Source organism: Candidatus Methylopumilus universalis, from assembly GCF_006364435.1.
Taxonomy (GTDB): Bacteria; Pseudomonadota; Gammaproteobacteria; order Burkholderiales; family Methylophilaceae; genus Methylopumilus; species Methylopumilus universalis.
In genome coordinates, this window is sequence record NZ_CP040977.1 from 1023747 (window position 1) to 1045083 (window position 21337).

The 21337-nt window shown below is 36.0% G+C and carries 20 protein-coding genes and 1 tRNA gene; 11 read left to right on the forward strand and 10 right to left on the reverse strand.

The window, feature by feature from the left end:
- The first annotated feature begins 212 nt into the window (after positions 1-212).
- From FIT70_RS05425 to FIT70_RS05435, 3 genes are all read left to right on the forward strand, one after another.
- Entirely contained in the window at positions 213-1445 is a 1233-nt protein-coding gene (locus FIT70_RS05425; RefSeq protein WP_139931061.1) for an energy transducer TonB, read from the forward strand.
- A gap of 250 nt (positions 1446-1695) precedes the next feature.
- Positions 1696-2265, forward strand: coding sequence for a tyrosine-type recombinase/integrase (locus FIT70_RS05430; protein WP_139931063.1), 570 nt, complete (start codon positions 1696-1698; stop codon positions 2263-2265).
- A 203-nt stretch (positions 2266-2468) separates the two neighbouring features.
- Positions 2469-2918, forward strand: coding sequence for a hypothetical protein (locus FIT70_RS05435; RefSeq protein ID WP_139931065.1), 450 nt, complete (start codon positions 2469-2471; stop codon positions 2916-2918).
- A 171-nt stretch (positions 2919-3089) separates the two neighbouring features.
- On the opposite strand, the gene FIT70_RS05440 is transcribed toward FIT70_RS05435, so the two are convergent.
- The 5 genes from FIT70_RS05440 to ffh all read right to left on the reverse strand — a co-directional run bounded on the left by FIT70_RS05440 (position 3090) and on the right by ffh (position 7427).
- Complete coding sequence (locus FIT70_RS05440; RefSeq protein WP_139931067.1) at positions 3090-3419, reverse strand: hypothetical protein; 330 nt, start codon at positions 3417-3419, stop codon at positions 3090-3092.
- 28 nt (positions 3420-3447) lie between these two features.
- Positions 3448-4275 carry a hypothetical protein gene (locus FIT70_RS05445; protein ID WP_139931069.1) on the reverse strand — a complete coding sequence of 276 codons (828 nt, stop codon included), beginning with the start codon at positions 4273-4275 and terminating at the stop codon, positions 3448-3450.
- Between the two features lie 366 nt (positions 4276-4641).
- Positions 4642-5826 carry a tyrosine-type recombinase/integrase gene (locus FIT70_RS05450; protein ID WP_139931071.1) on the reverse strand — a complete coding sequence of 395 codons (1185 nt, stop codon included), beginning with the start codon at positions 5824-5826 and terminating at the stop codon, positions 4642-4644.
- 104 nt (positions 5827-5930) lie between these two features.
- Positions 5931-6006: transfer RNA gene (locus FIT70_RS05455), tRNA-Lys, on the reverse strand.
- A gap of 65 nt (positions 6007-6071) precedes the next feature.
- The gene (ffh, locus tag FIT70_RS05460; protein WP_139931073.1) at positions 6072-7427 is read right to left on the reverse strand and encodes a signal recognition particle protein; all 1356 of its coding nucleotides are present in this window, start codon (positions 7425-7427) and stop codon (positions 6072-6074) included.
- Positions 7428-7501: 74 nt separating this feature from the next.
- Between ffh and FIT70_RS05465 the strand changes: the two genes are divergently transcribed.
- Positions 7502-8305 (forward strand): cytochrome C assembly family protein, encoded by an 804-nt coding sequence (locus tag FIT70_RS05465; RefSeq protein ID WP_139931075.1) that lies wholly within the window; start codon positions 7502-7504, stop codon positions 8303-8305.
- Positions 8306-8309: 4 nt separating this feature from the next.
- Here the strand turns inward: FIT70_RS05465 and FIT70_RS05470 are convergent, their stop codons facing one another.
- Genes FIT70_RS05470 through pssA form a run of 3 tightly spaced genes read right to left on the reverse strand, consistent with a single transcriptional unit; the run spans position 8310 to position 11321 of the window.
- Positions 8310-8972, reverse strand: coding sequence for a histidinol-phosphatase (locus FIT70_RS05470; protein ID WP_139931077.1), 663 nt, complete (start codon positions 8970-8972; stop codon positions 8310-8312).
- Between the two features lie 8 nt (positions 8973-8980).
- The gene (locus FIT70_RS05475) at positions 8981-10531 is read right to left on the reverse strand and encodes a 2-isopropylmalate synthase (RefSeq protein ID WP_139931079.1); all 1551 of its coding nucleotides are present in this window, start codon (positions 10529-10531) and stop codon (positions 8981-8983) included.
- Entirely contained in the window at positions 10509-11321 is an 813-nt protein-coding gene (gene pssA / locus FIT70_RS05480) for a CDP-diacylglycerol--serine O-phosphatidyltransferase (RefSeq protein WP_028818177.1), read from the reverse strand. Before pssA ends, FIT70_RS05475 begins: the two co-directional genes overlap by 23 nt.
- Positions 11322-11432: 111 nt before the next feature.
- Here pssA and tgt point away from each other — a divergent pair, with 111 nt between their 5' ends.
- The 7 genes from tgt to clpA all read left to right on the forward strand — a co-directional run bounded on the left by tgt (position 11433) and on the right by clpA (position 19686).
- Positions 11433-12539 (forward strand): tRNA guanosine(34) transglycosylase Tgt, encoded by a 1107-nt coding sequence (gene tgt, locus FIT70_RS05485; protein WP_139868262.1) that lies wholly within the window; start codon positions 11433-11435, stop codon positions 12537-12539.
- Between the two features lie 52 nt (positions 12540-12591).
- The gene (gene yajC, locus FIT70_RS05490) at positions 12592-12906 is read left to right on the forward strand and encodes a preprotein translocase subunit YajC (protein WP_139868264.1); all 315 of its coding nucleotides are present in this window, start codon (positions 12592-12594) and stop codon (positions 12904-12906) included.
- Between the two features lie 27 nt (positions 12907-12933).
- Positions 12934-14787 (forward strand): protein translocase subunit SecD, encoded by a 1854-nt coding sequence (secD, locus tag FIT70_RS05495; protein ID WP_028818174.1) that lies wholly within the window; start codon positions 12934-12936, stop codon positions 14785-14787.
- A gap of 2 nt (positions 14788-14789) precedes the next feature.
- Positions 14790-15728, forward strand: coding sequence for a protein translocase subunit SecF (gene secF / locus FIT70_RS05500; protein ID WP_028818173.1), 939 nt, complete (start codon positions 14790-14792; stop codon positions 15726-15728).
- Positions 15729-15741: 13 nt separating this feature from the next.
- Entirely contained in the window at positions 15742-17019 is a 1278-nt protein-coding gene (locus FIT70_RS05505; protein ID WP_139931081.1) for an HlyC/CorC family transporter, read from the forward strand.
- 75 nt (positions 17020-17094) lie between these two features.
- The gene (gene clpS / locus FIT70_RS05510; RefSeq protein ID WP_028818171.1) at positions 17095-17409 is read left to right on the forward strand and encodes an ATP-dependent Clp protease adapter ClpS; all 315 of its coding nucleotides are present in this window, start codon (positions 17095-17097) and stop codon (positions 17407-17409) included.
- A 9-nt stretch (positions 17410-17418) separates the two neighbouring features.
- Positions 17419-19686 carry an ATP-dependent Clp protease ATP-binding subunit ClpA gene (clpA, locus tag FIT70_RS05515; RefSeq protein WP_139931083.1) on the forward strand — a complete coding sequence of 756 codons (2268 nt, stop codon included), beginning with the start codon at positions 17419-17421 and terminating at the stop codon, positions 19684-19686.
- Here the strand turns inward: clpA and FIT70_RS05520 are convergent.
- Both FIT70_RS05520 and FIT70_RS05525 read right to left on the reverse strand, forming a co-directional pair.
- Positions 19683-20285 (reverse strand): glutathione S-transferase, encoded by a 603-nt coding sequence (locus tag FIT70_RS05520; protein ID WP_317615553.1) that lies wholly within the window; start codon positions 20283-20285, stop codon positions 19683-19685. The two genes, clpA and FIT70_RS05520, sit on opposite strands and share 4 nt — an antisense overlap.
- On the reverse strand, positions 20285-21298 hold the full coding sequence (locus FIT70_RS05525) for a quinone-dependent dihydroorotate dehydrogenase (protein WP_139874775.1): 1014 nt from the start codon (positions 21296-21298) through the stop codon (positions 20285-20287). The genes FIT70_RS05520 and FIT70_RS05525 overlap by 1 nt, the downstream gene beginning before the upstream one ends.
- Between the last annotated feature and the right edge of the window lie 39 nt (positions 21299-21337).

Consider the following 21337-nt stretch of genomic DNA (forward strand, 5'->3'; position numbering starts at 1 on the left):
TATCTACGTTTTTAACTAACTATAAATATCAAATTATCCTGAAAACTCATTAAAGTTAAGATAAGCCATAGCACAGTTATAAAAATGATTATTTTAAAATTACTAAAAAATTTTAATTCAATATAAAATTAAATAATATTATTCTAGCCAAAAAAGACTTAAAACGGCTAGCTATTGATTTTACTAATTAAATATATCTAAATGGATCAAAATTGACTAAATCCAAACTTTTTCTCGTAATAACAATTAGCTCCTTCTTTCTTTCAGGCTGTGGAAGCCAAGTAAAAGAAAAATTTATAAATAAAGTCATAGAAGAACAAAAGAATAGCTGGTTGAACATAAAGACGGATGAACAAACACGTCAATATGCTAAATGTCTTTTTGATGTGTATAATAATTTAGGCTTGGTAGAGAAGATAAGATTCTACTTAGACACTTTAGACATTATCCATATACCAGCATCAGACCCACTCTTTTTCGAAATAGGCTTCAAAGCAGGTTTTTCATGTAGCTACGAGGCTTTATATGGTAAAAAAAATGATTCTGGAAATATTTCCGAACAACCTGAGCAGGCTGAAGAAGAGGACCTCAATAATGTCAAACATTACAAGGATGAAAAGCCAATTCAAAAAATCCAAAGCAAGAATGAAAGCATATTTTCAAAATTGAGAAAGAGCTCGGAAATTTCTAGCAATAAAAAAGAATCTGAAATGCAAGAAAAAAAATATGGCAGTGAAAATAGTTCTACTAACTCAAATCATGACAAAAAAAATGTCACTACCTTGTATGAATATCAAACTAATACTGGCTGTATATATAAGGAAATAGCTCCATCAAAACAAAATAATCGATCTATTCATTGGGATGGCAGTTGTCAAAATGGTTACATGCATGGGTTTGGCTCTTTAATCATTGATGATAAATTAAAGAATACAACTACTGTTTGCGAGGCAAACTATAGTTATGGATTAGAAAATGGGCAAGGCAAATGTACATATAATCATAATAACAATGAGATGATTATTACTGAGACAGGTATTTACAAGAATGGAAAATTCTTTTCTGGCTCAAGGGAATATGAGGATCAAGCAGGGCTGTACAAAAAAGATATTTTAGAGCATCCCAGCTATCCAGGCAATCAAGAACATTCGTCACAAAGTCTAGAAAATTATAGTAATCTTATTTCAAAAAAAATAAGGAAAAATTTTTTATATCCAAAAATTGCTCAAATGCGAGGTTGGCAAGGCACTGTTATTGCAGATCTTGAAATTGATAGTAAAGGCTCATTGATTAGTGTTAAGATTAAAAAGAGCAGTTCTTATGAAGTTTTAGATAATGAAGCACTCGAGATGATTAGAAAAGCTTCACCATTTCCACCCCCGCCAGATAATTTGCGTGGTAAAAATTTAAATGCACTTCTGCCTATTTCATTCAAACTCGAATAAATTAAGAGTGCAAATAAATCTAAAAATATAGATGAAAAAGAATTATTAAGCTTAAAAAGTGATTTTAAAAAATTATTAGAAGCCTCTACTCCACAGATTAATTATTCTGACTTAGCCATGTTTTTCACAAATATCATGGCTAATCGCCTAAGCCATTGATTTCAAAGTAGCCTGTAATTAAGCTTTTTTAGGTCGACTCTTTTTATCCTTGTCTTTATCATCGCTGATTATTTAAACAAGGATAATCACCATGCCACAAGCCAAAACTCTCAAAGATAGCGAATTAAGAAAGGTTCTTAATGTTTGTCAGATTGGTAGAAATTCTCATAGAAATAGAATTATGCTTTTAATCTCATTTTGGAGTGGGATGAGAGTGGGAGAAATAGCATCTCTAAAAATTGATGATGTTTTGAATTTGGATAATAGTGTTAAAAGTGAGATATGGCTAAAAGCAGAACAGACCAAAGGTAAATTTGGCAGAAAAGTCATGATCGGTGAAAAATTACGTAAAGAGATAGATGTGTATATCCACACTCTAAAACATACAGAAAGGCATCGTCCTTTAATTTATTCACAACGACATAAAGATGGCTTTACCTCTAATAATTTGGGGCAGGAATTCATAAAGCTATTTAAATTAGCAGGTATAGACGGAGCCACAAGCCATAGTGGTAGAAGGACATTTATTACTAACTTAGCTAACAAAGGTATTGGGGTCCGAATCTTACAAACATTGGCAGGTCATAGAAGCATAGCCACCACACAGCTTTATATAGATGTTAATGATGAAATGTTAAGGTCTGCCGTCGATTTACTCTAAAACACCCCTCAAAAAGCTTGATAATAAAGGGGATTGCTCTCATTGAATCCCATATACAGCCTTCATTCCAAGGCGTCAAAAATCGCTAAATTCACAAAAACGTGTCAATACAAATATTTAATATATTTACAAAAATAGTCTAAAAAAAAGGGTGAATTTATATAAATAGGGTTATAGCCAATAACAAGCTGAATCCCAATTTTATGAATAAAAACCAATTTTTCGACCAATTTTTGAGTGAAATTAGGCCATTTAAAACAACATATTTTTTGACTTTAAACACATTTATTAATGACCAAATAATCTTTGAGCGTCATCTAGAAAAACTGTTTAATCAACTCAACAAATACTGTTTTGGAAGGTCATTTAAAAGAAATAATAAAAGATTAAAGATTTTAGGGGCAAAGCAAATTGGGATTTTTAATGAAACATTACATTGTCATTTAGTGATTGCTCACAATAATGATATGAAAAGATCACATCAAGAAATTGAGTATCTTATTAGAAAAAATTGGCTAGGCATTTTAAAAACTAAAAGCAAAATAAGCAGCAATTTAATTAAATTTGAAGAAATTAATAATTTAAGTGATGTTATGTTTTATTCACTTCGTGAATTGAAATTCAACAAAACACAAAATTACTTGGCATTTTAAATAATTCTGTCCAACGAGCGACGAAGTAAATTAATTAGCCTTACATTTAGATTTTAAATATGGTGAGACTCCATAGCTTGAGCTTTATCTAAATTTTAAGAAATTAATAGTTACGGTGAGCGAAGCGAACGTTAGCTGAATGAAATGAAGATAACTGAATGATGTTACTAATTAGTTATCCAAATTCCACTTCACAAGTAACTTATTAATAGCACTTGGATTTACATGAATCTTATTTAATACTGGATTATAAGCTAACATAGATCTTCGCTTATTTTGAATATTTTTCTTCTTTACCTTTGGCTCATTCATGACGATATAATGTAAATATGATTCTTCTAAGTGCCAAAAAGACTCGCATTGTTTGGCTAACATTTTGATATCTTTCAGTGACTCTTTCCATTTCTGCTCACGCTTGACCATAAAGTAATTGATCGCTGATGAAACAACGATACCCAATAATAAAAATAGTCCATTTATAATTGCATTATTAATTTCCATGACTCTCTCCTAATATGTGATGAAATAACTAATTAACTACACGTTGATGATGATATTGATTAAGTATATATCTAACTTGTTCTATGACATGCAGAATCATTTCTTTGGCTAATGGATCATTAGTCAAAGTGACTCTAAACTTAAAGAAGTAGTTATTGATCACTGTAAATATAATATAACTATCCATGCCATCAACAACATAAGCTCTTGTTATAAAATTATCGAAATTTATAGTATCTAATAAGTCTGACTTTGTTTCTTCACCATCAATCTGACTTGCTGACTCTTCAAATTCATTGATCATCAACTCACGATTGCCATCCATATCAATATTATTGAGTCCTTTGTTATAGATGTACAAGGTTCCCTTAATCATGGGACATGCATAAGTGAAAGTCATGCCATCACCTGCACTATCTTTTTCGTTATCAATGAATTCTCTGAAATTTAACCATCCAAACTGAAATGGAACAGCAACTTTACTTAATGGATCTATGTAAACAGTGGGGAAATAAGTATAGATTGGGATTTCATTAAATTTCACACTGCTAATATCAAAGTAATAATCACGAACAACTTTTGTAGGGGTTTTATCTTTGTAATAATTTACTGCGATTGTGACTTTCTCTATTAGCTTATCATTATGTTTTGATATTTTTTTGTCATAGAGAAACCATGCGCTTTCAAGTGATCTGCTAACACAATCTATGACTCTCCATTCAATATTGGGAGCGTCAATTTCATCAAAGGTATCTATGACAATAGGATCATCTGCGGTTAACCCAACACCACCTGATATAGGAACATCAAATCCATAGTCAGCTTTTATGGATTCTTTTAAATTGAATTTAGCCATCAGTTAAAACTACAAGTAATCAGAGTAATCAGTAACAAGTTTTGGTTCTATTAATGTCCTAACTCTTAACAACACCTTCAAAACCCATTGTTCAGCCAAGATGTCATGCAACGCCTTCATTCTTTCTTTTGCCACTCAAAAACAGAGCAAAAATAATTTTATATTTCTCTAATAACCAAGCCCTTTAAAATATAAAAATATTATTCCAAATAGACTAAATAGCAGAACACAAGAAACAAAAAGATACTTTTGATCGTCGAAAAGACTTTTAATGCTCTCTTGATAATATAGGAGAACAATTATCATCCCAATTAAAATTCCAACGACATCTGCTATTAAATACGGATTGCTTCCCATATGTTAATTTTAACTGAAACTCTTAGCCTTCATAGCCGAATTTAAGTGTGAATAATGCTTTTCAATCATAACCACACTTGTTCCCATTTGCCTTGCTAAATCGTGTATGCCCACCTGCCCTCTCATCAAGGTCATGGTGGCATAGGTATGACGCAGTGAATATAGAGTGCGGTTATCGCCGAACTTATCCTTTAGCAACCCCACAAACTTTAAGAATTGCTCAAAGCTCTGATTAAGATTATTGGTCTGCAACCCATTTCTTAATCTAAACACATAGACATCTAACTTGGCTTCTAATAATTCATCGAATGTCATGGTGTTTAAGTCATCAAATCTACTTTGTATGCGTTTTAAATAAACCAACACATTATGGCGTGCTATCAGCTCACGACGACCTGTTTTACCATCAACGGCAATCATTAAATAGCGGTTGCTGTCCTTATCCATGAACCAATTTATGTGTTTCCATTTAATGTTCTGACTTTCAGTGCCATATCTCATGCCTGTATTTGTCAATATCAACACATAATCTCTTAACAACTCACGCATATCACGTGTGATGGTTTTCTGACCCATGTTTTGCCAAGTTTTTAACTGTCTGATAATGACTTTCCATTCATCAACACTGAATGCAGGTCGCCTTTCACCCTTGACTCCTTTATTGCTCAATGGTGGCACTTGTGATTTCGACATCCATCCTCTACTAATCGCTGTATCAAAAATTCTATTTAAAGATGAGTTGTAATTAGTAAGCGTAGAAGTTTTAAGTGGTCTATTTAATTTGCGTGTTTGATTGGCTTTGAAATTAAGCAAGTCTAATTGTGTAATTTTATCCACAGACTTTTTAGCGAAGAACGGAATTAAATGTGTGCGAATACTACTTATATAAGTGTGATAAACAATTTTACCAATGCCCATGTCTAATTCTTTTTCCATTTCTCTTATTGCTAATTCAGCAACATGCTTAAACTTTTTGCTTTGAAGTGGCAGATTGTATTTGTGCAGAAAACGACTTTCGTCGTAGATTTCTGTGGCGACTTTAACAGCGTAATCAAAATGAATGTGCTTTGTGCTACATCGATGCCATTTGCTATTTGGTAATTTAAAACGACATTGCCAAAAACGATTCGGAGATTTTTTGAACAGCACAACTTCGCCGTCTCTGACATATTTTAAATCGTGAATTACCTTCACAATCGATGTTCAGACCCATGAAAAAACCACACTGACAGAAAAAGTATTGCGATGAAGTGACTATGGAATTCGTTAGCACGAAAAGGCTCTGAAAGCCTTGTAAATGGTGGGTCGGGCGGGATTCGAACCCACGACCAACGGATTAAAAGTCCGCTGCTCTACCGACTGAGCTACCGACCCAGAAGAAACAAAACAGGTGATTATCCTTTATTGAGCCTAAATGGTCAACAATGGTTCATTGAAAATTAGGATCTGAGGCCAGGTATTTTGCCAGCCATACCACGCATCAGTTTGCCTAAGCCGCCTTTTGAAAACATCTTCATCATCTTTTGCATTTCTTCAAACTGATTGAGGACGCGATTCACATCTTGGACTTGCACACCAGATCCCAAAGCAATTCTTTTCTTTCTTGTAGCTTTAATTAATTCGGGTTTTCTTCTTTCAAGAGGCGTCATTGAGCTAATAATGGCTTCTATTTGACGAAGCGATTTGTCGCCATCTTCAGGATTAATTTTAGATGCAGCGCTCGTAAATTGAGCGGGCATCTTATCCATTAATGCGCCTACGCCACCCATTTTTTTCATTTGTCCTATTTGATTTTTGAAATCTTCTAAATCGAAATTTTTTCCTGATTTAACTTTTTCCGCTAACTTCTCGGCTTCTTTAACATCTAATGTTTTCTGTGCATCTTCGACAAGACTTACAATGTCACCCATGCCAAGAATTCTTGACGCCATTCTTTCGGGGTGAAAAGGCTCAAGGCCATTAATTTTTTCGCTTGTCCCAATATATTTGATTGGCTTGCCAGTCACTTGACGCACAGATAAGGCTGCACCACCGCGCGTATCACTATCTAACTTTGTTAAAATAACACCTGTTAAAGGGAGTGCGTCACCAAAAGCTTTTGCAGTATTCACTGCATCTTGTCCTTGCATGGCATCGACTACAAATAAAGTCTCTATTGGATTTAATTTCTTATGTAGCGCTTTGATTTCATCCATCATTTCAACGTCAATACCTAAGCGGCCTGCTGTGTCAAAAATAACTACATCAAAAAAATGTTTTTTTGCGTAATCGATCGTCTCTGATGCAATCTTTAGTGGTTTCTGGGAAGGGTTTGAATCAAAACATTCAATATTTAAACTTTTGGCAAGTGTTTTAAGTTGATCAATCGCTGCAGGACGATATACGTCAGCACTTGCAAGCAATACCTTTTTCTTTTTTTCGATAAGCAGCTTAGCAAGCTTGGCAGAAGTGGTTGTTTTGCCAGAACCTTGGAGACCTGCCATTAAAATAATAGCTGGGGGAGCAACATTTAGATCCAAGGAAACATTTTGATCGCCCATGAGGATCGTGAGTTCATCTTGGACAATTTTAATAATCGCTTGTCCTGGAGATAGGCTTTGCAATACTTCAACACCGAGGGCTTTTGTTTTAACGCGATCGATAAAATCTTTTACGACAGCCAAAGCAACGTCTGCTTCAATTAAAGCGATTCTAACTTCGCGCATCGCATCACTGATATTCTGCTCAGTAAATCTGGCTTGCCCGCGAATTGTTTTAATGACACTCTGTAGTCGGTCGGTTAGATTTTCTAACATGCGTTCATCCTGTTTTAAGTTAACTCTTCTTTATGTACATGGTATATTAAACTTTTAATGACGAATTAAAAATTATGGAAATTTGGCTACCTATTTTAATTGCTTGTGCGTGTTATCTCACGCCAAGTTTCTTACTATTTAAAAAACAAACGCCTGATAAAAAGCTTACTAATTTTAATGCGCTATTAATTGGTATCGGCTTATTAGCTCATTTTACAATTCTTAAAGCTAGCATTTCTTTCAATCCTATCAATCTAGGGTTTTCTAACGCCCTTATTGCAACCTCATTCTTTAGTATTTTGATTTTTTGGTTACTTAATTTTAATAAAAATTTTAATTATCTGCAGCCGTTTTTGCTTATCCCATCGGCTTTTTTACTGATCATACATCCTTTATTTTTATCAAATCACTTTTTAACAACTGATTTATCACCATTATTTATTACACATATCGCGATCGCTTTGTTGGCATATAGCCTATTTACATTTTCAGCTTATTTAGCCATATTCATTTTAATTTTCGAGAAAAAATTACATCAAAAAAAGAAAATAGATATGCTCTTAAGTGGCTTCCAGCCATTAATTGAAATGGAAAATTTCCTTTTTAATATTAATAAAATTGGGTTTCTTTTATTGACCATAACACTTATAAGCGGAATTCTATTTTCTGAGCAAGTTTTTGGGACGCCACTTCAGTTTAACCACAAAACAGTTTTCTCAATATTAGCTTGGCTTATTTATGGGCTTATTTTGGCAGGTAAAAAACTTTTTGGTTGGCGCGGTAGAAATTCTATCTATATTAAACTAACTGCTTTTTTATTTCTTTTGCTGTCTTATCTTGGAAGTAAATTCGTTTTGGAAATTATCCTTCATAGATAACGAATCATCTCAATGAAATTTGAGGCCAGCCCTTAGATTTTGCATATTCACTTAAAACATCATCCGAATCAACAGCCACAGGGTGTGTGACTTTTTGCATTAAAGGCAGGTCATTATGAGAGTCGCTATAGAAGTATGACTTTTCAAAGCTCGCTAATGATAAATTTTTGCCTTTAAGCCAGGCTTCTAAACGAGTCACCTTCCCTTCCTTAAAAGAAGGAAGTCCCGAGACTTTTCCAGTAAATTCACCTTCTTTTTCTTCGGGATCAGTGCCTATTAAATTTTCAATACCAAATAATTCAGCGATGGGTTTTGTAATAAAGCTGTTAGTGGCTGTAATAACAATGATCAGGTCACCTTCGTCCTGATGTCTTTTGACAAGTGCACGCGCCTTTTCAGTGATCATAGGTTTAATCACTTCTTCTACGTATTTTTTAATGAGTTGATTAAGCACCGTCCTAGGATTCCTCGCAAGCGGCTTAAATTGAAACTCAACGAATGCGTATATATCTAGCGTGCCAGCTTTATAATCCGCGTAGAATTTCTCATTTTTTTCAGCATGAATCGCACCATCAAGATAGCCTTCTTGAATAAGAAATCGACTCCAGTTGTAATCACTGTCTCCAGCTAAAATCGTATTGTCTAAATCGAAGAGTGCTAGATTCAAATTAACCTCTAAACCTGAGGATGGGCACGTTCTAATTTGGATTGGAGTTTATTTAATCCATTGATATAAGCTTTTGCAGATGCAATCACAATGTCTGTATCAGCACCTTGACCATTCACAATGCGACCGCCTTTTGCCAATCTCACGGTCACTTCACCTTGAGCATCCGTTCCGCTTGTGATGTTATTCACAGAATAAAGTTGAAGTTCTGAACCTGAGTTTGCAATTTTTTCGATCGCTTTAAATGTAGCATCCACAGGGCCGCCGCCAGAAGATTCAGCCATCACCTCTTTGCCATTTTCGGAAATTTTAATGACCGCGTGAGGGATTGTGCCTGTTTCTGACATTGTTTTTAAATGAATTAATTTATAATGCTCTATCGCCTCAGAGGTATATTCTTCGCTCATAAGCGCATGAAGGTCTTCATCAAAAATTTCGGATTTTTTATCTGCTAAATCTTTAAATCTTGCAAATGCGGCATTAATAATATCTTCTGATTGAATGTCGATGCCCAATTCTTGGAGTCTAGTTTTAAATGCATTACGACCAGACAACTTTCCAAGTGAGATCTTATTTGCTCCCCAACCCACATCTTGCGCGCGCATAATTTCATAGGTTTCTCTATGTTTTAAAACGCCGTCTTGATGGATGCCAGATTCATGTGCAAAAGCATTTGCGCCTACAATCGCCTTATTGGGTTGAACAGGGTAGCCTGTAATTGTTGAAACCAATCTCGAAGTTGGCACAATTTGTGTAGTATCGATGCTTGTCGTTAGATTAAATAGATCTTTTCTGGTTTTAACCGCCATCACGATTTCTTCTAGACTTGCATTGCCCGCTCTTTCGCCCAATCCATTAATCGTACATTCAACTTGTCTCGCGCCATTCATCACTGCTGCAAGTGAATTTGCAACTGCCATGCCTAAATCGTTATGACAATGGGTGGACCATACAACTTTTGAAGAGTTTTCAACTTGGTTGATGAGGGCCTTCATACGCTCGCCCCAAACACCTGGGATTGAATACCCAACCGTATCGGGTACATTGATTGTTTTAGCGCCAACTTTAATCACAGCATTAAATACTTTAACAAGAAAATCCATTTCAGAGCGCACCGCATCTTCGGCAGAAAACTCGACGTCGTCCGTATATTCCAAAGACCATTTCACAGCCTGAACCGCTCGATCTAAGACTTCATCTTCTGACATACGGAGTTTATTTTCCATATGAATTTTGCTAGTCGCAATGAAGGTATGGATACGTCCTTTTTTTGCATGTTGAATAGCTTCGCCAGCTTTGCGAATATCATTTTCAACAGCGCGAGCTAATGAGCATACAGTCGACTCTTTAATGTTTTTTGCAACAGCGCTTATAGAGTTAAAGTCTCCAGGGCTTGCAGCTGCAAAGCCCGCCTCAATGACATCGACACCAAGCTTCTCAAGCTGCCTTGCAATGCGCAACTTTTCTTCCTGTGTCATCGATGCACCAGGGCTCTGCTCACCGTCCCTTAAGGTGGTATCAAAAATGATGAGTTTGTTATTTTGTATTTCTTGTTGCATTCACTATTGCCTTATTCTTAAATTTAAAATTTCTAATGAAATTGAAATAGCCTGACAAGAAATAACAACCCACTATAATAAAAATAGCTTCAGGTGGGCTATAAGAAACTAATACAAATGCCAAAATGACCAATAGAATAGCGACGAATGGAACGCTATTTCTAAGATTAATATCTTTGCCACTATAAAATCTAATTTCACTTACCATGGAAAGTGCGATCACTATGGTGAGTGACCAAGAAACCCATTTCATTTTAATCATATTGAAAAAAATCTCGTTTCCACTAAAGCCATTTTCATTAGATACCCAGACAAAACTTACTAACAATGCTGCTGCTGCCGGGCTTGGTAATCCAAAAAAATATTTTTTTTCATCTCGGTCTAGTTTAACGTTGAAGCGCGCAAGTCTAAATGCTGCACAACAGCAATAAATAAAAGCTGCAATCCAGCCTAACTTACCTAACGGCTTTAATGTCCATACATATAAGATAAGTGCAGGTGCTACGCCAAATGACACCATGTCGGAAAGACTATCGTATTCGGCTCCAAAAGCACTTTCAGTATGCGTCAGTCGCGCAATGCGTCCATCTAATCCATCCATAATAATGGCAATAAATATCGCAATAGCAGCAAGCTCATATTTCCCATTCATCGCTTGAACAATAGAATAAAATCCGGAGAATAAAGCAGCCGTTGTAATAAAATTAGGAAGCAAATAAAAAGTGTGCTTACTTATTTTATTTCTTAATAAATCTTCTTTATTTTTTCCGATACTTTTTAACTTTTTCATGTGTTATTTTTAATTGGAAACTCAATCTTTTAGTATAACAAAGCTTTAACGATTTCATTAATTCTAATTTATACTCATTGACTTACCGCTATCGAGAACTACAAATTAAAGATGCAATTTAAGCTCATAAAAAAAGATGGTGAAGCTAGACGAGGTGAACTCAAGCTTCAACATGGCACCGTGCAAACTCCCGTATTTATGCCTGTGGGTACTTATGGTGCTGTGAAGTCTTTAAGTCCTCAAGATCTAGAATCTATTGGCTTTGAAATTATCCTGGGAAATACTTTTCATCTATGGCTTCGACCAGGATTAGAAACAATTTCAGCCTTTAAAGGCTTGCATGATTTTATTCAATGGCATCGATCAATGCTGACAGACTCTGGTGGTTTTCAGGTGTGGAGTCTTGGCAAAATGAGGAAAATTACCGAGGAAGGTGTTGAGTTTAAATCGCCTATTAACGGTGATACTTGTTTCCTGAGCCCAGAAGAATCCATGCGAATTCAAAAAACACTTAACTCAGATATCGTCATGATCTTTGACGAATGCACGCCCTATCCAGCATCACATGAGGAAGCAAAAGCATCTATGGAGCTAAGTTTAAAATGGGCCTATAGAAGTAAAGTGGCTCACGAAACAAATAAGAATGCTTTATTCGGCATCATTCAAGGAGGTATGTTCGAGGATCTTCGAGAGCACTCACTAGATGAGTTAAAAAAAATCAATTTCGATGGCTATGCCATTGGTGGATTATCCGTAGGCGAGCCTAAAGAAGAAATGCGCAAAGTGATTTCTTTTATCGCACCTAAAATGCCAGAAGAAAAGCCACGCTATTTAATGGGGGTGGGTACCCCGGAAGACATTATCGAGGCCATTGCGCATGGTATTGATATGTTTGATTGTGTGATGCCAACAAGGAATGCCAGGAATGGCTGGCTCTTTACGAAGTATGGGGATTTAAAGCTTAAAAATACACAGTATAAAAATGATACGAATCCAATCGACAGTGATTGTGGGTGCTATACATGCCAAAACTATTCTCGCGCTTACCTTCACCATCTTTTTAGAATTGGAGAAATGCTAGGTTCTCGCTTAAATACGATCCATAACCTGTCCTATTATCAAAAAATAATACAAGAAGCTAGGGTGGCTATTGAAAATGGAACATTTGAAACTTATAGAAAAATATTCCATCAAAACCGTCAGCGTGGCATTCAATAAATGCCTGCTGTGTTAAAATTAACCTTTAAAATTAATTACCTGTAGGAATAAAATGTTTATAAGTTACGCATATGCCGCTGATGCGGTTCCCACTGATCTCATGAGCTTTTTGCCATTTATCATCATTTTTGTACTTTTTTACTTCATGTTAATTCGCCCACAAATGAAACAAGCAAAAGCCCATAAGCTTATGATTGATTCGCTCAAAAAAGACGATGAGATTGTGACCAATGGCGGCCTGCTTGGTAAAGTAGTCAAAATCAAAGATCAGTATGTCACTGTAGAAATTGCAGCGAGCACTCAAATTCATATCCAAAAGCAATCTGTCATCACTTTGCTGCCTAAAGGCACCATAAAATCTATCTAATTTCTGAAGTGATAGCTTAAGTTAAAAATGAATCAATACCCTAAATGGAAGTATGGCCTTGTCTTAATTGCAATTTTTATTGGCCTTATTTACTCCGTCCCTAATTTTTTTGGGGAATCGCCTGCAGTTCAAATCATGCCACCTAAAACATCAGATAAATTAGATTTATCTATATTAGCGACGATTGAAGGCAGTTTAAAGCAAGCAAATCTTCCTGTTGAAGGCATTATCCAAGAACCCAATGGCATTAAAATTAAATTTGCAAATCCTGATAACCAGCTAAAAGCCAAAGATATTCTTCAAAATGCTTTAGGTGCCAACTATGTGATTGCGCTTAACTTGGTATCTAAATCACCTTCATGGCTATCTAAAATTGGGGCTATCCCAATGTATTTAGGTTTAGATTTAAGAGGTGGTGTGCACTTTCTTCTTCAGGTCGACATGAAAGCTGCATCCGAACAAGCGGCTGAAAGTAACCTAAATGATTTCCGCATGACTTTGAGAAAAGAACGTATTTCTTATATTGGTGCTTCAAGATTAAATGAAATTGTAAAGCTTGAATTCGACAATCAAGAAGATCGCGAAAAAGCTAAAAAACTTATCAAAGTGAATTATCCAGATTTAGTGGTCAATGAATCTTCATCGGGGAAAGATAAAGCGCTTGATATTAGTATGAGCGAAATGGGCAAGAAAAAAATTCAAGAATTTGCGCTCAAACAAAATTTACAAACACTCCATAACCGCATTAACGAACTTGGTGTTGCAGAACCTATTATTCAACAACAAGGTTTAGATCGAATCGTTGTGCAACTTCCGGGCGTTCAAGACACAGCAAAAGCTAAAGAAATTCTTGGTCGAACAGCGACACTCGAAATTAGATTGGTCGATGAAGATAAAACAGATATTGCTTCATTAGAAAGCGCACAAAAAGGAAATGCACCTTTTGGAGACGATCTTTTTAAAGATAGAGACGGCAGATCCATTCTTGTTAAGAAAAACGTATTACTTACAGGTGAGAGAATTACTGATGCTGGGCCTGGCGTAGATCAACAATCAGGAAGGTCTGTTGTTCATGTCACACTGGACGGAAGAGGCTCAAATATATTTAAACAAGTCACACGAGAAAATGTAGGGAAGCGTTTAGCAATTCTTCTGGTCGAAAAAGGACAAACGGAAGTTGTAACAGCGCCAGTAATTCAGCAAGAAATTGGTGGTGGTCGAGTACAAATTTCTGGCATGAATAGCCCGCAAGAGGCCACGGATATATCTCTTTTATTAAGAGCTGGGGCTCTGGCAGCGCCTATGCAAATTATTGAAGAGCGAACCGTAGGTCCAAGCATGGGTGAAGAAAATATTAAACGCGGCGTGCACTCTACCTTATGGGGTTTTGCAGCCATCTCTATCATGATGATCATTTACTACATGGCCTTTGGTGGCGTTTCTATTTTCGCACTTGCTGTGAATTTATTATTACTAGTCGCTTTATTATCAATAATGCAAGCCACCCTAACACTTCCTGGACTAGCAGCGATTGCGTTGGCATTAGGTATGGCAATTGATGCAAACGTTCTCATTAATGAAAGAATCAGGGAAGAGCTTAGAAATGGCAACACGCCACAAGCAAGTATTCATGCTGGTTATGATCGAGCTTTTGATACTATCCTTGACTCTAATGTCACTACTTTAATTGCAGGTCTTGCCTTATTTATGTTTGGCACAGGTCCGATTAAAGGATTTGCGGTTGTTCACGTGTTAGGCATCTTAACTTCTATGTTCAGTGCCATTTTAGTTTCACGAGCGCTTGTAAATATTATTTATGGTTATCGTCGCAAAATTGATAAATTGTCTATTGGTCAAATTTACAAGCCACAAGAAGATTAATTATGGAATTATTTAGAATTAAAAAAGATATCCCCTTTATGAGTTACGGTCGACTAACCACGACCATTTCTCTCATTACATTTATTATCTCTATTGTCTTTCTGAGTTTTAAAGGTCTTAATCTTGGTGTAGATTTTACTGGTGGCACGCTTATGGAAGTAAGTTATAGCCATCCAGCCGATATCGATAAGATTCGTCAAGTCATGGATAAAATTGATCTTAAAGATACGACGGTACAAAATTTCGGCACAAGTAAGGATGTATTGATTCGCTTGCCTATTCGACAAGATCTATCTATCGCTCAATTGTCAGAAAAAGTATCCGCGGCACTTATTGAGAGTGATAAAGATACAAAAATACAAAGAGTAGAGTCTGTCGGATCACAAGTTGGGGAAGAGCTTTATGCAAATGGAGCACTTGCTCTACTTCTCGTGTGCTTTGGAATTATTGCTTATCTAGCATTAAGATTTGAATGGCGTTTTGCAGTTGCTGCTGTGATTGCCAATATGCATGATGTCATTATTATTTTAGGCTTTTTTGCATTTTTCCAATGGGAATTTAATCTCACAGTCCTCGCGGCTATCCTTGCTGTCTTAGGCTATTCTGTGAATGAATCGGTTGTGGTTTTTGATCGCGTCAGAGAAAACTTTAAAAAAATGAGAAAAGCGAATGTAGTTGAAGTGATTGATAATGCAATCACAAGAACTATGTCTCGCACTGTGATTACCCATTTGATGACTCAAACGATGGTGTGCTCGATGTTATTTTTTGGCGGCGAAACACTTCATAACTTTGCACTTGCATTAACTATAGGTATTTTATTCGGCATCTATTCATCAGTACTTGTCGCATGTCCTGTTGCAATGTGGCTTGGCGTATCTCAACGCAATCTCGGTCAAGATCAACCTAAAGAAGATACGTCACAAGAAATCAATCCCTAAGTTTTTTTAAACTTTGAATACCCTTTCTATTAGTTACCAATTTGTCATTCTTGCAGCCTTACTCGCTATTGCTGCTTTTTTCTCGCTTGCTGAAACAAGCTTAATGACTCTCAACCGCTATCGATTAAAACACTTAGTGTCTCAAGGCGATCGCGCGGCCAAGCTCACATATAAATTACTCTCATCCCCTGCAAAGCTTTTAGGCGTTATTCTGCTTTGTAAAGAATTTGCAAGCGCCGCATCTGCAATGATTGTCACTATTATTACAGTGCGCCTCTATGGAGAAGGGCAAATAGCTCTTATGGCTGGAACCCTAGTGACCACATTCTTAATTCTTATTTTTGGTGAAGTATCCCCTAAGGTTATTGCAGCCTCCAAACCAGAAAGATTTGCATTTTTCAGTAGCTATATACTCTTCCCTCTTTTAAAAATTCTCTATCCGATAGTTGCTCTAGTTAACTTTTTTGTATTAAGTTTTGTAAAACTATTTAATGTGAAAATTGATTTGAATAATAATCTTCATGCAATATCGATGGATGAGTTAAGAAGTATTATTTCAGAAGCAGGTCAATTTATTCCGAATCAACATAGAAAAATCCTGCTGAATGTGTTTGAGCTTGAGCGCATTACAGTCGACGATATTATGATTCCGCATACTTCAGTTGAAACTATTGATTTTGACTTAATGGATGAAGAAATTATTCAGAAATTAGTCACTTTCCAACACAGCAGAATATTGGTAAAAACAAATTCACCTGACAGCATCCTAGGACTGCTTAATACTCAGAAAATTATTAAGCAACTTAATATTCATGATGCATTAAGTAAAATTACAAAGGATGATTTAAAGGCGCTTATTTCAGAACCATACTTCATTCCATCCGGCACACCTTTATATACTCAAATGCAGCACTTTCAAGATAAGCAAGAAAGAGTGGGTTTAATTGTAAATGAACATGGTGAATTTATTGGGCTAATAAGCCTTGAAGATATTCTAGAAGAAATTGTTGGCGAATTTAACCTAGATTTTCTTTCAAAATCATCTAAATTTAGTCAAGATGATGATGGGGGTTGGATTGTAGATGGTAGTGTAACGATTCGAACACTAAACAAAAAATTGAATCTTCAATTTCCAATTGACGGTCCTAAGACATTAAATGGCTTGGTGTTAGAATACTTTGAAGATATCCCAGAACCGAATACAAGTTTCAAAATTGCAAACCATACTATGGAAGTTCTTCAGTCTCACGACCGAATTGTAAAGAGCATAAAAATCTATCCTCTGTCGTAATTTTTTAAAAATTCTCCTGAAGAATTGCTTGAGTTTTTATTTTTTTTAATCACAATAATAAATAGGGTTTAGCTCATGCCAAAAGTAAATGCAACTGAAGACCTAAAGCTTAGTCCAAAGAAAGCTAAGACTAAACTTCCTAGCATGTATAAAGTTATTATACTGAACGATGACTTTACGCCCATGGAATTCGTTGTGAATACAATTCAGCGTTTTTTTAATAAAAGCGTTGATGAGGCCACTCGTATAATGTTAAAAATACATACAGAGGGCTTGGGTGTTTGTGGAATATTCCCTGTAGATATTGCGGAAACAAAAATGAATCAGGTGCTAAACTATGCAAAAGAACACCAGCACCCTTTGCAATGTATTATTGAAAGAATTGATTAAATTTAAATTATGATAGCTCAAGAACTCGAAGTTAGCCTGCATATGGCATTTATGGATGCGAGACAAAAGCGTCATGAGCTTATTACGGTTGAGCATTTGCTTCTTGCTATGCTTGATAACCCTTCTGCAGCAGAAGTTCTTAAAGCCTGCGGTTCAAATATTGAAACACTCAGAAATGAATTAACCCAATATATCGACGATCATACGCCAACTATTTCTGGCGAGGACGAAGTTGATACTCAGCCCACACTTGGATTTCAAAGAGTTATTCAAAGAGCAATGCTTCATATTCAATCCTCTGGTAAAAAAGAAGTTAATGGGGCAAATGTATTAGTTGCAATCTATGGCGAAAAAGATTCGCATGCTGTTTACTTTCTTCACCAGCAAGGTGTAACCCGACTTGATGTCGTTAATTTTATTGCGCATGGCGTTTCTAAATTAAATGAAGGTGAAACTCATAAACCATCTACCGAACAAGAGAATGATCAAGAGTCATCCGCTACCAAAGCACTAGAAACTTATACTATTAATCTTAATAAGATGGTACTAGCGGGCAAAATTGACCCTTTGATTGGTCGTGATTTAGAAATTGAGCGCGTAATTCAAACTCTCTGTAGAAGAAGAAAAAATAATCCGCTTCTAGTAGGTGAAGCTGGCGTTGGAAAAACTGCAATTGCTGAAGGACTCGCAAAAAGAATTGTCGACAAAGAAGTGCCTAGCATTTTAGAAGGCACAACAATATTCTCGCTTGATATGGGTACATTGTTAGCAGGCACAAAATACCGCGGCGACTTTGAGCAAAGACTGAAATCTGTGATGAAGCAACTCAATGAACATAAAGATGCTATTTTATTTATTGATGAGATTCACACGCTTATAGGGGCTGGATCTGCAAGCGGAGGCACGCTTGACGCGTCTAACCTTCTTAAGCCTGCTCTATCGAATGGATCTATTAAATGTATTGGTGCGACGACATATCAGGAATATAGAACAGTCTTTGAAAAAGATCATGCGTTAGCAAGAAGATTTCAGAAAATTGATGTGAATGAACCAAGCATTCTTGATACGATCAATATTCTCAAAGGGCTTAAAACCAGATTTGAAAAACATCATAATGTAAAATATTCTGTTGCAGCAATTCATAGCGCTGCAGAACTTTCTGCAAAATATATTAATGATAGACATCTTCCTGATAAAGCAATTGATGTCATTGATGAAGCTGGCGCTGCTCAGAGAATACTTCCAAAAAATAAACAGAAGAAAGTAATCACTAACAAAGAAATTGAAGAGGTCGTAGCTAAGATTGCTAAGATTCCTCCAAAAAATATTTCTAATGACGACAAGCATGCGCTAAAAAATCTAGAGCGTGATCTTAAAGCAGTTATCTTTGGCCAAGATAAAGCCATTGAAAATTTAGCTAGTGCTATAAAAATGACAAGAAGTGGATTGGGCGTTCCAAACAAGCCTATAGGTAACTTTCTTTTTAGCGGACCAACAGGTGTTGGAAAAACTGAAGTAGCTCGCCAACTTGCTTACATTCTAGGTATTGAACTCGTTCGTATCGATATGAGTGAATATATGGAAAGGCATGCAGTCTCAAGACTTATAGGCGCTCCACCAGGCTACGTCGGATTCGAGCAAGGTGGTTTAATGACAGAAGCTGTTAATAAACAACCTTATTGTGTTCTTCTTCTTGATGAGATTGAAAAAGCACACCCTGATATCTTTAATATTCTCTTGCAAGTCATGGATCATGGATCTTTAACTGATAGCAATGGTAGAAAAACAGATTTCAGAAATGTGACCCTGATTATGACAACCAATGCTGGTGCAGAATCTATTTCTAAAACTTCTATGGGCTTTACCCAATCTAAAAAAATGGGTGACGAGCAAGCAGAAATTAAACGCTTATTTACGCCTGAATTTAGAAATAGACTTGATGCGACTGTATCATTTGCAGCCCTCGACCATGATGTCATTCTAAAAGTTGTTGATAAATTCCTTATGCAGCTTGAAGATCAATTACATGAGAAAAAAGTAGATGCAACTTTCACAGAAAATCTCAAATCATACCTAGCCAAAAACGGCTTTGATCCAAGTATGGGTGCTAGACCTATGTCACGCCTCATTCAAGACACAATTAGAAAAGCACTTGCAGATGAGTTACTGTTTGGTAAGCTCACTAATGGTGGTAATGTAATTATTGATATTGATAGCGATGACAGAGTGAAATTAATTTTTGAAGAAGAAAATAAAGCTATTCTTCAAGAATCTTAATCCTTCCTCATCACCTCTTGAAACATCTGGGTGTTTATTAAGTTGTGTAGCCATTTTTTTAATTCTTGATATCTAGAATTCAAAAACCAATCCTCATCTACCAACGAAAATTGTCTTACAAATGGAAAGATTGCCGCATCAGCAAGGCTTATTCGCTCTACCATTAAGTAATTATTAGATTGCAATTTATCGTTTAACAAATTCAGAAAAATTTCACATTCAGAACGATAGTATTCTTTTGAATGTTCTGGAAAGCGATCAGCATATTTATATCTATCTAAATTTTTCTTAAAATTAAAATCATTTTCATCAATAAGTTTTTGGCTAGCATTCTCATCATTTAAAAGCCAGCATTCTGGGTCATGTTGACTGAGGGCCCATAGCATAATTTCCAGGCTCTCTTCGATGACTGCGCCATCGATATCAATTAATACAGGAACTGTACCTTTGGGACTTAAAGCTAAAAATTCGCTTGATTTATGCTTGAGTGAAATTTCTATAGGCTCATAAGCGATCTTAGCTTTATACAAGGCCAGTCTTGATCGAATGGCATAAGGACAGCGCCTATATGTATATAACCTTGGTTTAATCAATATCATTAGCCAATGGAATGGCAAGCATCAAGAATGAGCTTTCTTCCTTGGTAAACTAGACCTGAATAGATTTGAACAAGCTCAGCACCTGCTTTTATTTTCTCAACTGCATCTTCTCCAGAAAATATACCGCCAACACCAATGATTGGAACTTCTCCTTGAAGCCTTGAATAAAGCTCGCGAATAATTGAGTTGGACAAATTAAATAAGGGCTTGCCTGACATGCCGCCGGCTTCTTTTCCATTAAAAAGGTCATTTACCGAATCCCTATTAACAGTTGTATTAGTCGCTATCACTCCATCAATTTTATTTTTGATGATGCTTTTCGATATTGCATCTAAATGCTTAAGGGTTAAATCAGGTGAAATTTTTAAAGCAATAGGAACATAGCGTCCATAATAATCATTCAATCTGGTTTGCTCTTGTTTAAGTTGTGCTAATAAAATATTGAGCGCTTTTGTTTCTTGCAGATCTCTTAAGTTTTTTGTATTGGGTGAGGAAATGTTGACTGCAATATAATTTGCATATTGATATACCTTTTTCATACATAAAATATAATCTTCTGCTGCTTTTTCTATGGGAGTATCAAAGTTCTTGCCAATATTAATTCCAAGGACACCTTTATATTTGCTAAGTCTAATATTTTCAACGGCAGCATCTACGCCTATGTTATTAAAGCCAAATCGGTTGATAATGCCCTGAGCCTCCGGCAACCTAAATAATCGAGGTCTTGGATTGCCTGGTTGAGGTCTTGGGGTGATCGTTCCAACTTCAATAAAACCAAAACCTAATTTACCTAAGGCATCAATATGGCTTGCATTCTTATCTAGTCCTGCAGCTAATCCCACAGGGTTTTGAAAGGGGATGCCCATCACAGTTCTGAGCTTTGAAGGATGAGGGGCTTTTAAGAGGCCCAGTAAGCCCATTTTATTAGAAAGAGATAGTGCCTTAAGGGTTAAGTCATGCGAAAATTCTGCATCAAACTTAAATAATAGCGAACGAATTAATTGGTGGCTCATAACTCTGTTATTTTAACTTAGGAAGTTATAAGGCTAAAT

What these genes read in the sequence shown, in the direction of transcription:
- FIT70_RS05430 (WP_139931063.1), top strand. Translation starts at nt 1,696, where the DNA reads ATGCCACAAGCCAAAACTCTCAAAGATAGCGAATTAAGAAAGGTTCTT.
- FIT70_RS05435 (WP_139931065.1), top strand. Translation starts at nt 2,469, where the DNA reads ATGAATAAAAACCAATTTTTCGACCAATTTTTGAGTGAAATTAGGCCA.
- FIT70_RS05440 (WP_139931067.1), bottom strand. Translation starts at nt 3,419, where the DNA reads ATGGAAATTAATAATGCAATTATAAATGGACTATTTTTATTATTGGGT.
- FIT70_RS05445 (WP_139931069.1), bottom strand. Translation starts at nt 4,275, where the DNA reads ATGGCTAAATTCAATTTAAAAGAATCCATAAAAGCTGACTATGGATTT.
- ffh (WP_139931073.1), bottom strand. Translation starts at nt 7,427, where the DNA reads ATGTTAGAAAATCTAACCGACCGACTACAGAGTGTCATTAAAACAATT.
- FIT70_RS05465 (WP_139931075.1), top strand. Translation starts at nt 7,502, where the DNA reads ATGGAAATTTGGCTACCTATTTTAATTGCTTGTGCGTGTTATCTCACG.
- FIT70_RS05475 (WP_139931079.1), bottom strand. Translation starts at nt 10,531, where the DNA reads ATGCAACAAGAAATACAAAATAACAAACTCATCATTTTTGATACCACC.
- pssA (WP_028818177.1), bottom strand. Translation starts at nt 11,321, where the DNA reads ATGAAAAAGTTAAAAAGTATCGGAAAAAATAAAGAAGATTTATTAAGA.
- tgt (WP_139868262.1), top strand. Translation starts at nt 11,433, where the DNA reads ATGCAATTTAAGCTCATAAAAAAAGATGGTGAAGCTAGACGAGGTGAA.
- yajC (WP_139868264.1), top strand. Translation starts at nt 12,592, where the DNA reads ATGTTTATAAGTTACGCATATGCCGCTGATGCGGTTCCCACTGATCTC.
- secD (WP_028818174.1), top strand. Translation starts at nt 12,934, where the DNA reads ATGAATCAATACCCTAAATGGAAGTATGGCCTTGTCTTAATTGCAATT.
- secF (WP_028818173.1), top strand. Translation starts at nt 14,790, where the DNA reads ATGGAATTATTTAGAATTAAAAAAGATATCCCCTTTATGAGTTACGGT.
- clpS (WP_028818171.1), top strand. Translation starts at nt 17,095, where the DNA reads ATGCCAAAAGTAAATGCAACTGAAGACCTAAAGCTTAGTCCAAAGAAA.
- clpA (WP_139931083.1), top strand. Translation starts at nt 17,419, where the DNA reads ATGATAGCTCAAGAACTCGAAGTTAGCCTGCATATGGCATTTATGGAT.
- FIT70_RS05520 (WP_317615553.1), bottom strand. Translation starts at nt 20,285, where the DNA reads ATGATATTGATTAAACCAAGGTTATATACATATAGGCGCTGTCCTTAT.
- FIT70_RS05525 (WP_139874775.1), bottom strand. Translation starts at nt 21,298, where the DNA reads ATGAGCCACCAATTAATTCGTTCGCTATTATTTAAGTTTGATGCAGAA.